13 protein-coding genes and 2 riboswitches are annotated in these 14,472 nt (G+C 35.6%); of the genes, 4 read left to right on the forward strand and 9 right to left on the reverse strand.

Translation table 11 applies throughout. The annotated features are described in order from the left end of the window. Nucleotides 1-42: 42 nt before the first annotated feature. The 7 genes from MHH96_RS01540 to MHH96_RS01570 all read right to left on the reverse strand — a co-directional run bounded on the left by MHH96_RS01540 (nt 43) and on the right by MHH96_RS01570 (nt 7,164). Complete coding sequence (locus MHH96_RS01540) at nt 43-1,251, reverse strand: M20 family metallopeptidase (protein ID WP_047943635.1); 1,209 nt, start codon at nt 1,249-1,251, stop codon at nt 43-45. 12 nt (nt 1,252-1,263) lie between these two features. After that, entirely contained in the window at nt 1,264-2,121 is an 858-nt protein-coding gene (locus MHH96_RS01545) for a MetQ/NlpA family ABC transporter substrate-binding protein (RefSeq protein WP_061798054.1), read from the reverse strand. 79 nt (nt 2,122-2,200) lie between these two features. Beyond that, the gene (locus tag MHH96_RS01550) at nt 2,201-2,863 is read right to left on the reverse strand and encodes a methionine ABC transporter permease (RefSeq protein WP_047943633.1); all 663 of its coding nucleotides are present in this window, start codon (nt 2,861-2,863) and stop codon (nt 2,201-2,203) included. Continuing rightward, a complete protein-coding gene (locus tag MHH96_RS01555) occupies nt 2,863-3,879 on the reverse strand; it encodes a methionine ABC transporter ATP-binding protein (protein ID WP_061798057.1) in 1,017 nt (338 codons plus the stop codon). Before MHH96_RS01555 ends, MHH96_RS01550 begins: the two co-directional genes overlap by 1 nt. Nucleotides 3,880-4,019: 140 nt before the next feature. Then, nucleotides 4,020-4,130, reverse strand: a riboswitch (SAM riboswitch). Nucleotides 4,131-4,515: 385 nt separating this feature from the next. Continuing rightward, nucleotides 4,516-5,823, reverse strand: a complete 1,308-nt coding sequence (locus MHH96_RS01560; protein ID WP_061798058.1) for a nucleobase:cation symporter-2 family protein — start codon at nt 5,821-5,823, stop codon at nt 4,516-4,518. Nucleotide 5,824: 1 nt separating this feature from the next. After that, nucleotides 5,825-6,433: a xanthine phosphoribosyltransferase gene (locus MHH96_RS01565; protein ID WP_061798060.1), complete on the reverse strand. Its 609-nt coding sequence runs from the start codon at nt 6,431-6,433 to the stop codon at nt 5,825-5,827. 160 nt (nt 6,434-6,593) lie between these two features. After that, nucleotides 6,594-6,695: riboswitch (purine riboswitch) on the reverse strand. 283 nt (nt 6,696-6,978) lie between these two features. Further along, nucleotides 6,979-7,164: a hypothetical protein gene (locus MHH96_RS01570; RefSeq protein WP_141232341.1), complete on the reverse strand. Its 186-nt coding sequence runs from the start codon at nt 7,162-7,164 to the stop codon at nt 6,979-6,981. A 191-nt stretch (nt 7,165-7,355) separates the two neighbouring features. On the opposite strand from MHH96_RS01570, the gene MHH96_RS01575 reads away from it, so the two are divergent. From MHH96_RS01575 to MHH96_RS01590, 4 genes are all read left to right on the forward strand, one after another. Further along, nucleotides 7,356-8,045, forward strand: coding sequence for a response regulator transcription factor (locus tag MHH96_RS01575; RefSeq protein ID WP_341118089.1), 690 nt, complete (start codon nt 7,356-7,358; stop codon nt 8,043-8,045). Further along, nucleotides 8,042-9,043: a sensor histidine kinase gene (locus MHH96_RS01580; RefSeq protein WP_328282758.1), complete on the forward strand. Its 1,002-nt coding sequence runs from the start codon at nt 8,042-8,044 to the stop codon at nt 9,041-9,043. Before MHH96_RS01575 ends, MHH96_RS01580 begins: the two co-directional genes overlap by 4 nt. Nucleotides 9,044-9,167: 124 nt before the next feature. Beyond that, entirely contained in the window at nt 9,168-9,932 is a 765-nt protein-coding gene (locus MHH96_RS01585; RefSeq protein WP_144544671.1) for an ABC transporter ATP-binding protein, read from the forward strand. Then, nucleotides 9,919-11,862, forward strand: a complete 1,944-nt coding sequence (locus MHH96_RS01590) for an ABC transporter permease (RefSeq protein ID WP_328282757.1) — start codon at nt 9,919-9,921, stop codon at nt 11,860-11,862. The genes MHH96_RS01585 and MHH96_RS01590 overlap by 14 nt, the downstream gene beginning before the upstream one ends. A gap of 68 nt (nt 11,863-11,930) precedes the next feature. Here MHH96_RS01590 and MHH96_RS01595 read toward each other — a convergent pair whose 3' ends face one another. After that, entirely contained in the window at nt 11,931-12,791 is an 861-nt protein-coding gene (locus tag MHH96_RS01595; protein ID WP_047943625.1) for a hypothetical protein, read from the reverse strand. A gap of 207 nt (nt 12,792-12,998) precedes the next feature. Next, nucleotides 12,999-14,354, reverse strand: a complete 1,356-nt coding sequence (locus MHH96_RS01600) for a polysaccharide pyruvyl transferase family protein (protein ID WP_061798072.1) — start codon at nt 14,352-14,354, stop codon at nt 12,999-13,001. Between the last annotated feature and the right edge of the window lie 118 nt (nt 14,355-14,472).

The raw sequence follows: 14,472 nt of genomic DNA on the forward strand, positions 1-14,472 counted from the left end.
TTCTCTATTCTTTTGAAATTTCCAGTGACAAAAATAACTATTTTAAATGGAGTTTACTTTTTCTTTTTTCGCTGCTTCAAATGCTTTATTCACACGATTTAAAAGCACACTATCTGAAAGCAAACGATAGCCTGTTTTTGCAAGGACTTGTGCTCCTTTAACAAGAGCGGCATCTCCAGTTGGTGATTTTGCGGCTTCTCGAAATTCGTTCGTATGGGCAATTAAGTCGTCTGGCCCTATTTTAATATGAGGATGCGCAGTTGGAACTTCATAGCTAATATTTCCAGCGTCTGTTGATCCTTTTCCGCGAGATCTTTCCGTTACAACTGTTTCTCCAACTGCCTCTAATTCTTCTTTTAAGATTCCATCTAAAATTGGGTTTAATACAAAATCCTTCACTTCATTTTGAAATCTTTCCACTTTAACAGTCGCACCAGTGGCAAGCGCAGCTCCTTCAGCGATCGCACGAACTTTTGCTGCAACCTCTTCTGTTTTTTTCCATGTTTCGGCACGTATATAGAATCGTGCTGATGCATATTCTGGTATGATATTCGGTGCATCTCCCCCGTTTGTTATAATCCCATGGATTCTGATATCATCAGGCAGCTGTTGTCTAAGCGCATTGATGCCGACAAACAATTGTATAACTGCATCAAGTGCGTTTATCCCTTTTTCAGGTGATCCGGATGCATGTGCTGCTTTTCCGTAAAAATGAAAATCTAAGGGATCCACAGCAAGTGTTTCACTAGTCAACGAGGTTTGGCCAGAGGGATGAATCATTAAAGCGACATCCACATCCTTTAAATAGCCATGTTTCACAAAGCTTCCTTTTGCACTCCCATTTGGACCTCCCTCTTCTGCAGGTGTGCCAAGAACAACTACTTTCCCACCAGTTTTAGACAGTACTTGAGATAAGGCAATACCAGCTGCAACACTTGTTGTTCCAATAATATTGTGGCCACAAGCATGCCCTAGACCAGGCAAGGCATCATATTCAGCAAGGAAGGCAATGGTTGGACCAGATATCCCACTGTCTTTTACTGCATAAAAAGATGTTTCATGTCCAGCAACAGCAATTTCCACTTTAAATCCCGCGTTTGTTAGAATATCTACATGCCTTTTACTTGCAAAAAATTCTTGATTGCCAATCTCAGGATTTGCATGAATTAATTGACTCGTTTCAATATAAAGATCCTTATTTGTTTGAATGGATTCATTAATTAAATCAAGACCAGATAACGTATTACTCATTTTCTCTCCCCCTTATAGTCCTTTAAATTGTTTTGCCAGCTCATCTTTTGCAATATTTACTACAATCGAACCACCATTTGTATCTGCTTCTACCGCTTTTACAACTTCTTCTTCATGATAAAGTTCAACAATTTTCTGATAGGTTTCATTATTCGCATCCTCTGTACGAGCCGCAAAGATATTTACATATGGTAATACGTTTTTATCCTCTGCATCTTCTAGATAAATGGGATCTTTAACAGGATCAAAGCCTGCTTGACCAGCGACACCATTATTGATAACAGATGCTGCAACATCTGGTAAGACTCTTGGTGTTTGTTGAGCTACAATTGGCAAGATATCAAGTTTCTTTGGGTTTTCTACAATCTTAGATGGATCTCCAAATAATCCAAAGTCATCAGCTAAGGTAATTAATCCTGCAGATTCAAGTAATTTTAAAGCGCGCGCTTGATTAGATGGATCGTCTGGAATAGCAATTTTGTCACCCTCTTTTATTTCACTTACATCTTTCACTTTTTCTGAATAGATTCCCATAGGAGCAATCACTGTTGTTCCGATGGGCGTTAAATCCGTTTTGTTTTCTTCATTAAACTGACTTAGAAAAGCAATATGCTGGAAGGAGTTAATATCAATATCTCCATTCTCTAAAGCTTGGTTTGGCAAAGTATAGTCTGAAAACTCGACTAGCTCGATTTCAATTCCTTCTGCTTTCGCCTTTTTCTTCAAAGTCGGCCAGACTTCTCCATCGGATCCTGTTACCCCTATTTTCACCTTCACTGTTTTATCTTTACCTGATGCACTGTCTGACCCGCAGGCAGCTAGTGCCCAAATAGTTGTTAATAATAGTAAAATAGCAAAATATTTTTTCATCTCTCAATCTCCTTAATTAGTAATTTTTGTTATTTTTTAACTTATAAAGCGGTAAATATCCCATCGTTAAAGTTTTGTCTTAACGTCTCATTATTTTTCGTGATAATGTATTTCCAATCCATTGAGCAATTTGTACAAGTATAATCAGTATAATGACGGTAACAAGCATAACACTGCCGTCAAAACGCTGGTAGCCATATGTCATCGCCACATGTCCCAGTCCGCCTCCGCCAACGGTACCAGCCATCGCAGAAAAATCAATTAAGCTGATCGTTACAAAGGTTAATCCTAGAATCAGTGGTCCTAATGCTTCGGGAATTAATACAGTAAAAATGATTTGCAAAGGGCTTGCTCCCATCGCTTTAGCAGCTTCAATAACTCCTGGATCAATACTGACTAAATTATTTTCTACTACTCTCGCAATTCCGAATGAGGCTGCAATAGTCATTGGAAATATCGCTGCCCAAGTCCCAATCGTTGTGCCCACAACTGCTCTTGTTAACGGGCTGATTGCTACTAAGAAAATAATAAATGGAATAGGGCGGATAATATTTATTAGAATATTGAGCAAACGGAAAACTAATTTATTTTCCAAAATATTTCCCTTCCTTGTCACAAAGAGAAGTAATCCAATCGTAATGCCTAAAATAGATCCTAAAATAAGAGTGGTAATAACCATTAATATGGTTTCTCCGGTAGATTCCACAATGCGCGGCCAAAAAGTACTCCAATCAACCTTCATTAAACAAGCACCTCCTCAACTGTTACTAATGCTTCTAATTCATGCAGAACCGCTTTAATATTTTCCTTGCTGCCTTCAAAGGATACTAGAAGATTCCCATAAAACTTCTCTTGCAATTCACGAACAGATCCATAAACAATATTTACATCGACATTAAATTTTCTTGTGACCTTTGAAAGAACTGGATCACTTGCAATTTCCCCTTTAAAAATTACTCTATATAACTTGTCGCCGCCCTTATTCCTCCATTCAGCCAATAAGGAAGCAGATGGACGATCCTGCTGTACAGACTGAATAAAGCGTTGTGTAGTCGAGTGTTGGGGATTTGTGAAAACTTCAAAGACAGATCCATTCTCTATTACTTCGCCATTTTCCATCACAGCCACTCGGTCACATATTTCTTGAATAACATGCATCTCATGTGTAATTAATAAAATCGTAATGCCTAAATCCTTATTTACTTTTTTTAATAAACGCAGTATTTCGCCTGTTGTATCTGGATCAAGCGCAGAAGTTGCTTCATCACAAATCAATATATCCGGAGAAGTAGCAAGAGCACGTGCAATCCCAACCCGCTGCTTCTGTCCTCCTGACAATTGTTCAGGATAGTCGTCTGCTTTATCGGATAAACCGACAAATTGTAAAAGCTCCGCCACTCTTTCTTTTATTTCCTTTTTCGATACACCAGCCAGCTTTAATGGGTAGGCTATGTTGCCGGCTACCGTTCGAGATGTAAAGAGATTAAAGTTTTGAAAAATCATGCCGATTCTTCGACGAAGCTTGCGAATCTCTTTTGGTGATAGGGAGGCTACATCTACTCCTTGCACTTGGATATTTCCGTTTGTTGGTGTTTCTAATAAATTCACAAGTCGTAATAAAGTACTTTTTCCAGCTCCACTAAAACCAATAATCCCAAAAATCTCTCCTTGTGCAATGGAGATAGAAACATCCTTTACTGCGTTTACTTCGCGACTGCCAAGCTTAAAGGTCTTGGCTACCTTTTCAAATTCAATCATTTGCCCTTCCACTCCTATACTAGGTTAAAAACATACGTATCTTGTCAAGAAGAAGCAGACTTTTAGTCAATGCAAAAAGGCCCTGCTTCTTCTTTCCAGAAAGAAAAAGCAGGGCCTTTATAAGACAAAGAAACTACTTTTTCTCATCTTTCAAATGCACAATTGGCATTTGCAGGAATTGGCACGGTGTTTAATATAAATCCGCTGCCGAGACTTCTTCGGGCCTGTCCCTCCGTCTCTCTGGATAAGAAAAATGTTTTATTTAATTTTTGTAAGATTTGATAACAACTATAAAACTAGATAAATAAATTGTCAACTATGTTTTTGCATTTTTTTATTTACAAATATGCTTCCTATAAAAATAAATTATTCTTATAAAACATCCACTTGATAATCGTTTTTATATATAGGATAAGAAACTATTCTTATTACCCATATAATTTCTTTAACTTCGACTTCAATCAATACTCCATCTATTCCTATAACCATTAACAAAAAAATATTCTGATATAACAAATAAATACAATTAAACTTATCGGAATAATTTTTATAAAAAAGTGTAATTTCTCGATTTATGCTTATTATTTGGATTACACTGCGGAAAGTCTTATTTATCTGTTTTTTAGCATCGCAAATTTAGGCTGCTGTCTTTTCTTCCATTTGTACTGTTTTGGCACGTGATCCGGGAATTATGTTAAATAAAATATTTAAGATAATTGCAGTTAGCCCACCTGCAACAATACCGCTTTGGAAGAGGATGCGGATGCTTTCTGGAAATTTCATAAAGATATCTGGAACAACGGTTACACCAAGCCCCATTCCAATCGAGCAAGCAAGAATGAGTAAGTTTCCTTGGTTATTAAAATCCACCTGTCCTAGCATTTTAATACCATAGGACACAACCATACCAAACATTGCAAGCGAAGCGCCCCCAAGTACAGCTGTTGGAATCAATGTTGTAATGGCTGCAATCTTAGGAATAAAGCCTAAAATAACTAAAATTGTTCCTGCTGCATAAATGACATTCTTTGTTTTTACACCTGTTAATTGAACTAAACCAACATTTTGTGAATAAGCTGTGTAAGGGAAGGAATTGAAAATCCCGCCAATTACAGAAGCTATCCCTTCTGCTCGATATCCGTTTGCTAAATCTTTTTCTGAAACCTTTTTATTAGTTATATCTCCTAATGCTAAATAGACACCTGTTGATTCAATTAAACTCACAATGGCAACAAGAGTCATCGTGATAATGGAAGTGAGATCAAAGGTTGGCATTCCAAAATAAAATGGAGTGATTCCATGTATCCAATCAGCTTCACCCACTTTAGCAAAATCAACCATTCCCATCATTGCAGCAATTAGCGTTCCGATAATAATTCCAATCAGAATAGAAATTGTCTTGATAAATCCAGTTGTAAATTTATTTAGCAATATAATGATAGTAAGTACACCAAAAGCAAGTACGACGTTTTTAATATTACCGAAGTCTGCACTTCCCTGCCCTCCTGCCATATCATTAAATGCTACAGGAATTAAAGTAAGACCAATTATTGTAACAACAGAACCAGTTACGACTGGTGGAAAAAATTTCACAAGCTTGCTAAAGATTGAAGAGATAAGAACAACAATAATACCAGAAACAATAATTGCACCATAAATGGCCGTTATTCCATGCTTACTTCCAATCGCAATCATTGGACCAACTGCAGTGAATGTACAGCCAAGCATAACAGGAAGACCAATTCCAAAAAATTTATTTTTCCAAACCTGCAGCAACGTAGCAACACCACATGTTAATAGATCAATCGATATAAGATAGGTTAATTGTTCAGGTGTTAATTTTAATGCTCCACCAACTATTAAAGGTACTAGCACAGCACCAGCATACATTGCTAGTACATGCTGCAGACCTATAGACCATGTTTTTACTGACATTTTTTCCATTTTAATATCCCCCTGCATAAATGCCATCATGTATTCGCTGTTCGGCAAATGTTACTTTTCCACCCTTTAAAGAGGCAATTCTTGCTAGAGATTCTACTCGATAGCCTTTTGCAATTAAATCATCTGCCCCTTGCTGGAATGACTTTTCGATTAATATCCCAATTCCACTAACAGTTGCACCAGCCTGCTCGACAATATTTGCTAAGCCTAAAGCAGCCTGTCCATTAGCTAAAAAGTCATCAATTACGAGAACATAATCATCTGAATGCATATACTTTTTGGAAACTGTAATTTCATTTGACTCTTGTTTTGTAAATGAATAAACTGTTGCTGTATATAAATCGCTTGTTAAAGTAAGGGATTTTCTTTTTCTTGCAAAAATAACCGGAACATCTAATGCTAGACCTGCCATTATAGCTGGTGCGATACCAGATGACTCTATTGTTAAGATTCTTGTAATCCCAGCATCTTTAAACAATCTAGCAAATTCCAGGCCAATTTCCTTCATCAGCTGAGGGTCCATTTGGTGATTAATGAATGAATCTACTTTTAAAACATGATCACTTAACACAATACCTTCTTCTTCAATTTTCTTCTTCAATAACTCCATTAACTAGACTCTCTCCTTTTTTGAAGGATAGCTAATAACAATAAATGCTCGAACTATCCTTACATAATACAAAAAAACACAGCTGCTTACTCTATGAGTAAGCGGCTGTGTTTTTAAAGCAAAAATAGACTGCCCTATTTATGTATAGATCAGTATATCTCCATTTTATACGCTTACCCGTAGTCAGATGATTAACGGTCATCTGGTAGAAACTTGCAGGCCATATTCCTGCTATTATACGAGTGTATATATCGATTGATTATTTGACAACATAATGGATTATAACGGATTTTCTCGGAAATGAAAACTAAATTTTTTTAAAAGGAGAAAGTTTCCAGCTTAGCGATTGAATAGTTAATGGATAAAAACCTCTAAAAAAGACTAATTCTATAGCTTATTAGAATAGTCATTTATCTTTTTAGCCATCTTTAAAACTTCTTCCATAAAGATGGCTGTATGTTCAATGGAATCTGCTTGTTTTTCCCGATAGCTGCAATTTTTCCCATCGATTCGGCTTTAAGGTTTTTTAGGCTGAATTGTCTCTCTCAACGATTCACCAGGCTGTAAGGGCTGATTTGATTTGATATGTAAATTAATAATCTCTCCAGGAAAAGAAGCGATAAATTTTCTTTAACACTAATGGCTATCGAAAGATTTGCTGGTATTGCCGCTTCTTTAATAATTGGCACAATGGGAATAATCTCTTCTAAAGATTCAACATGTTTAATCACTGATGCTGCACTCCAATCTGTCAAAATCACTTTACTATAACAGCAGACATCTTCCATATATTCACAATTTTTTAATTTTCGCTTCTATATTCCCCTTTGTTAGGAATTAAAATGATATAATGACCGTAGTTCTCTTCTTATTATTCATATAAAGAAGTGAATAATAACCTAATTATGATGTGGTGATTGTCCTGTTTAAAATACTTTTAATCGAAGATGATCAAACTTTGTTCCGGGCAATAAAGGAACGTTTAGAGCAATGGTCTTACGAAGCGATTGGGATTCATGATTTTAATAAAGTGATGCAAGAGTTTACAGAAAAGAAACCCGATTTAGTTATTATCGATATTCATCTTCCTAAATATGATGGGTTTCATTGGTGTCGAATGATTAGAAGCCACTCCAATGTACCAATTATTTTCCTATCTTCTCGTGATCATCCAACCGACATGGTGATGTCGATGCAGCTAGGAGCCGATGACTTTGTACAAAAGCCATTTCACTTTGAAGTCTTAATTGCAAAAATACAGGCAACCTTGCGGAGGGTTTATAATTACAACATCGAGCAATCTTCTCTGAAAACTTGGTGTGGTGCCACCATTGATTTTGAGAAAAATACAGTGACCTCTGTCAATGGGGAAATCGAGCTATCGAAAAATGAAATGTTCATTTTAAAAATATTATTAGACAAAAAAAATAAAATCGTATCAAGAGATGATCTTATCAATGAACTATGGAACGATAAACGCTTTGTTAGTGACAATACGCTAACAGTAAACGTAAATCGTTTGCGAAAAAAACTAGATGAACTTTCTCTCGGAAGCAATATAGAAACAAAAGTCGGACAAGGCTACATGGCTATTGAAGAGGATACATTATGATCAGACAATTTCTAATAGAAAAAAGAAGCTGGATTCTCTTTATTCTTTTTTTACAGCTGTTTCAATTATTTATGGCCATTATTGATGAGACAATTTCTTTTTATTCAATGATATATGTTAGCTTTATTAGCATCTTATTGTTTCTGATTTTCTGCTTTATCCGCTATCAAAAAGAGACTAAGTTTTATAAAAGCCTTTCTGCTCGAGAAGATGATTTAGACCTAACATCCTTAGCGCCAGCAAAAACACCTTTTGAAAAAATAATCGCGGATAGCTTTACAACCCAAACTCGCATGTTAAAGACAGAAAGATATCAAAATCTTCAGCAGCTTGAACTAGAGAAGGATGAACTGCTTTCTTGGATTCATGAAGTAAAAACGCCATTAACAGCATTACGTTTACTAATAGATGCTATTGAAAATCAGAAAATGAAGACATCCTTGACATTTGAATGGTTAAGAATTCACCATCTCTTAGACCAACAGCTGTACCAAAAACGTTTTTCATTTATTCAAAATGATCTCTACATAGAAAATGTTGATCTCGAAGTGGTTCTTTTCGAAGAAATAAAAACATTACAGTCATGGTGCATCCAAAAAGGAATCGGTTTTGATATTGAACTGCAGAAAAAGATGATATTAACAGATGGAAAATGGCTTTCGTTTATTATTAGGCAGCTATTAAGTAATGCCGTTAAATATAGTTATGAATCAGATATTATCATAAGAAGCTATGGCAATGACGGATATAGCTGTTTAGAAATAACCGATAATGGAATAGGAATAAGCCTGCAAGACTTACCAAGAATCTTTGAAAAAGGCTTTACTTCCACCTCCAAGCATCAAAATAATTATGCTACAGGAATGGGATTATATTTATCCCAAAAAATTGCAGAAGTACTCAAAATCAATATTGCCGTCCATTCCAAATTAAATAGAGGTACGACCTTTACCCTTACTTTCCCAAAGAACAATGAATTTAATCAAATTCATTACTAAAACATGTTGACTTCGAGGCATCGTGACAAAAATGTCACATGCTTCTTTTATTTGTTCGTCAAATCGAGGGATTGGATGAAATTCTTTTTGTATACTTAATCTATCATTTAAAGGAGTGTGGAGTATGGATATCTTAATTGCTTCAAAGGTCCATAAAAGTTATGGCAATAAAACAAATCGTCAAGAAGTGCTGAAGGGCGTAAATTTACACGTCCAAAAAGGCGAATTTGTCAGTATTATGGGGGCCTCTGGTTCAGGGAAAACAACCTTGTTGAACGTTCTTTCTTCTATCGATCAAGCAAGTGGAGGAACTATTCGAATTGTAGAGAAGGAAATTACCCGTCTTAAAGAAAAGCAGTTAGCAGAATTCCGAAAAAATCACTTAGGATTTATCTTTCAAGACTATAATTTACTCGATACTTTAACCGTTAAAGAAAATATTCTTTTACCACTATCAATTACAAAAACGCCCAAAAAAGAGGCACATCAGCGTTTTGATACTTTAGCGAAGGAATTAGGTATTTACGAAATAAAAGATAAGTATCCAAATGAAATATCAGGTGGTCAAAAGCAAAGAACATCTGCAGCCAGAGCTTTCATTCATGAACCAAGTATTATATTTGCAGATGAACCAACCGGAGCTCTTGATTCTAAGTCTGCCTCTGATTTATTAAATAAATTGAGTCATCTAAACCAAACAAGAAACGCAACCATCCTTATGGTAACCCATGACCCAGTCGCTGCAAGCTATTGTAATCGAGTTGTTTTTATTAAAGATGGGCAAATTTATACACAGCTTTATAAAGGAGACCAGGATAGACAGCGTTTTTTCCAAGATATTATCAAAACACAGGGAATTTTGGGTGGTGTGCAAAATGACCTTAAGTAATCTTGTTATTCGTAATCTCAAAAAAAATATAAAATACTATTATCTTTATATTTTTGCCTTAGTATTCAGTGTATCTCTTTATTTTTCCTTTGTAACCTTACAATATGACCCATCGATGAATGAGGTTGAGAATTCAGTCAAGGGTGGCGCTGCGATTAAAGCGGCCTCTATTCTTTTAATAGCAATTGTTGCGATATTTCTACTATATGCCAATACGATTTTTATCAAGCGCCGCGGAAAAGAAATTGGACTTTTCCAATTAATTGGGATGACCAAAAGCAAAATTTTCCGTTTGTTAACACTGGAAAATTTTATTTTATATTTTCTATCTATTGTAATCGGTATTTTTATTGGCGTTTCTTTTTCTAAGATAACCATCATGATTCTATTCAAAGTAACCGGGGTCCAAGCTATTGCGAAACTTCACTTTTCGCCAGAGGCTCTCGTCCAAACAGTCATTGTTTTTTGCGCCATATATGTTCTCATTATGTTAATGAACTATATTTTCATTAAGCGCCAAACGATTCTTTCCTTATTCCGTGTTGCGTCTTCAACAGAAGCACGAGTTAAGAACATGTCTGTATGGGAAATGATTATCGGTGTTACAGGAATTATTTTTATCATAAGCGGCTACTACATCTCGTCCCAGCTTTTTAATGGCGACTTTCAATCCATGAATGAATTGTTTTTCGCTATGATTTCTATTCTCGCTCTAGTCATAATCGGGACATATCTCTTTTATAAAGGATCTGTCAGCTTTTTGTTTAACCTTATTCGTAAAGGGAAAAATGGCTACATTAATATTAATCAAGTACTTTCCCTGTCTAGTATTATGTTTCGGATGAAATCAAATGCTATTTTATTAACAATTATAACAACCGTTTCTGCGCTCGCATTAGGCTTTCTTTGTTTAAGCTATATATCTTACTACTCTGCAGAAAAAAATGCAAAACAAAATGTTCCAGCCGATTTCGCTTTTGACAATGTCCAAGATGCAGAAGCTTTTACAAGCCGACTGGAAGAACAAAAAATTGCTTATAAGGAAGAAAAAATTCCTGTTATTCAGACCATCTTTGATATAAAGGGAGTCCTCGATAATATTCCAGATGGATTCACACAAGATACCAGCGAGATGCAGATGCCTGTTATTAGTGAAGACTATGTAGAAGGTGTTCATCTATCTAAAGAGGAAGTACTTTTTGATGGATATAGTTCTACCTTAGAAAAGTTTATCAAATTAAAATCTACGGGCTCAATTACCATGGAGTTAAACGGTCAGTCCGTCCCATTAAATTATTTAGGAATGAAGGAAATGAACATTCTTCCTTATAACTTTTCTAACGGCGGACTAATGACCGTAATCGTCGACTCTTCTGTCTTTGATTTAGTACAAAAGAATATGGATAAAAGCCTTCAGTCTCCTTCTTCACTTTATATTGGGATCAATATTAATAAGAATCAAGAAATTGTAGAAGCTGATAAAATTTATCAAAAACTAACTTTTGAAAGTCAGGAAACTTTATCACGTTATGAGACAAGCCAGTCTCAAAAAGAATTTATGGGATTAGCGATGTTTATTGTCGGTTTTCTTGGGCTCACTTTCCTTATCACATCAGGGTGTATTCTTTACTTTAAACAGATGGATGAAGGAGAAGAAGAAAAGTATAACTATACCATTCTTCGTAAGCTAGGCTATACACAGAATGATTTAATAAACGGCATTAAATCAAAACAACTATTTAACTTTGGGATTCCGTTACTTATTGGCCTGCTTCATAGTTATTTCGCTGTCAAATCTGGCTGGTTCTTCTTTGGATCGGAATTATGGGCACCAATGTTCATTGTAATGGGGCTATATGCATTGCTGTATTCCATCTTTGGAATTCTCTCCGTTATTTATTATAAGAAAATCATTAGCGAGGCATTGTAAAGGTGCATCACCGCTTATCAGTCAAATAAAAAAGGGAATCAGACAAACAATAGCCTGATTCCCTTTTTTTAGTTTGCTTCTTGGTTCCAGCCAAAAAGTTCATCATCTCGCTGTTCGGATTCTAAAATGGCATGATGAAAGGCTTTAAAATCAATTGGCTGATCTTTTTTCTCCGTAATCGCCTTAATATATTCACCAATCTTCACCTTATTCTCCGGTGAAACTTGCCCAAATGGAATTTCTGCCGATCTGCCATAGTAAACATCAGCTGTTTTCGTCGCTAACCTTACTTTCTTGCTATTAATTAAATAACGGGAATTAGGAATCGTATAAACAGTCTCCCAATCACTTTCTGTTTCCAACTGAATTTTTGAGAGATGTTCTCCTGCAACTGAAATTAGGATTACATCAGGCTGTAAGTATTCAATAAGATCATGCCATAATTTCACGCCTTCTGCTTGAAGGTCTTTCTTTGCTTCTTTGCTTAAACTATCCCAGGTAGGATTAGTTGCAAGCGGTGAGCAAATATCTGTATGCAATGCCGTATTTTCTTTGTTACCATAAAAGCTTGCATTCATTCCATTCAATAACGGTTCAAAAGAAGGCTCATACCATGCTTTATATGGGTCTTTTTCAAAATACTGGTCAAGTGCAGTAATGTACTGTTGATTGAATTGATAGTGATGGTCTCGTTTCATCGATTGAAACCTTTGGAAAGGGTCAGGGTCAGGGAAATCACGTCTAGACGGATTTAGACCTACAGTAATGATGCGGATAGGGGATTCAAAATATTTCTTACTATTACCAAAATACATAATTGGCATCGAGGGCTTTACAATATATGTCCTCTCTTTCTTACTTTCATACATTTCCCAATACTTTTTAATTAGTTCGGTTTGTACTGCCTGTTGAATAACAATAAAAATCATCCTTTCAATTTAGTAAAAAATAATAGCAAGTCCACTAAAAAGGGACTTCCTTCCTCTCTATTATATATTATCCTTAGGCTATTGGTAAAGAATACGTCATCTTTTATAAAAAATCTTTTTAAAGGATTCCGTAACAAAATATAACTATTAGAAAGGGAAGAGAAAACACTTTCTAATAGTTATATCCTTCTTCTCTTGAGATTTTAATTACTTACTGCCTACCTTGGATAATCGCTTAAATACCTGCTCCTTTTTCTTGAAAATCCTTTCCATAACCATTGCTACTAAATTTTCTTTCGTCATTAAAACTTTGCTTCCATTTTTTTGACTACTTTCTAATGGATAGTATCTCTCCCATCGTTCCACCATTTCCTCTAAGCTACATCCGCTTACTGGTTTCACTGGTGGTTGGAGCTGAATATCTGCTAGCTTCTGATCTAACGGAACAGTGGAGGGTGTTACTGTGTTTATATATATATGCTCTAATTGATTCTTATTAAGAAAATCAATAAAGTGGTCAAAATTCCTACCTTGTACTTTAACAGGAGACTGAAAATCGCTTTTCTCTATTATTTCTAATAAACTAGTCTTACCCGTTATTTTATTTGCCATTAGATTGGTTAATTGATGGTATTCTGCTAATTCTCTCATTCGGGCATCCTTCGGAATAATTAAACTAGGTGTGCCCGCAATGGTAGCTGCAATATTTCCATGGAGACGGGCACCAAAGCTTAAATCAGCATCTTTCATAAACTCTAACCATGTGGGTACATTTAAAAAGAATCGAACTCTATTATTCATATATACAGGGTCTGACATTTTTATTGGATATTTTTTGCTTATTTCTGCAATGGAGGGTGCTCCTAAATACGTTAATTTCAATTCTTTTAACCATTGAGGAATAAAATAGTGATTCGGATATTCGGCCATACCTCTAGCGATGAAGTCTAATACTTTCTTTTGGGAACGACGGGAGGAGTTAACGCAGATTTTTGACTCCTTCGTTACGCGCGTATTCCGTATAGATAATTCTCTACCAAACGTATACATCGATGGACAGCCAATTACTACATGATCTATTCCTTCACGAAATCCTAAACGAGTTAAATATTTTGCCGTAATTTCTCCTCGAACTCCAATGATAGAAGATTTTTTTAATACGGCCTTAACAAAATTCTTTACATCTTTATCAAAGGGAAATCCTTCGTTTAACTTTGGTTCAAAGGGAGCCCTTAAGCCAACGCCAATGACGACAACGGGAATTTTCAATTTATTAATCAGCTTCGTATATCTTCGTAAAGATGGAATAAATTCATTTCGAAAGGCATCTGCTAAGGGGATGATATAGCAATCATAATTCTCGTTTATTTCATCTGCTCTATCTGGGCCATATGTATAATAATCTGGTGTAATAATTGTATCTTTAGTCATCAATGTCCGAAATACACTGTATTGATAGATTAGATTTCCGATATTCCCACCAAATGTATTGTCCATTATCATTTTTGCTGCATCAAAAGGTTCTAAAGGTGACATACCTGCTCTTATTAATATTTTTTTCATCATGCTTCTTCCCTATCATGTTTTTTTCAACACTTTTTCTTGATTTAACCTTAGTCTTCATGAAATCAGCTTTTTTCATATTTTTGACAGGATGAATAGCTTTTAAACCTAATACTTA

It is taken from the genome of Niallia sp. FSL K6-0212, from assembly GCF_038007605.1.
Taxonomy (GTDB): domain Bacteria; phylum Bacillota; class Bacilli; order Bacillales; family Cytobacillaceae; genus Niallia; species Niallia circulans.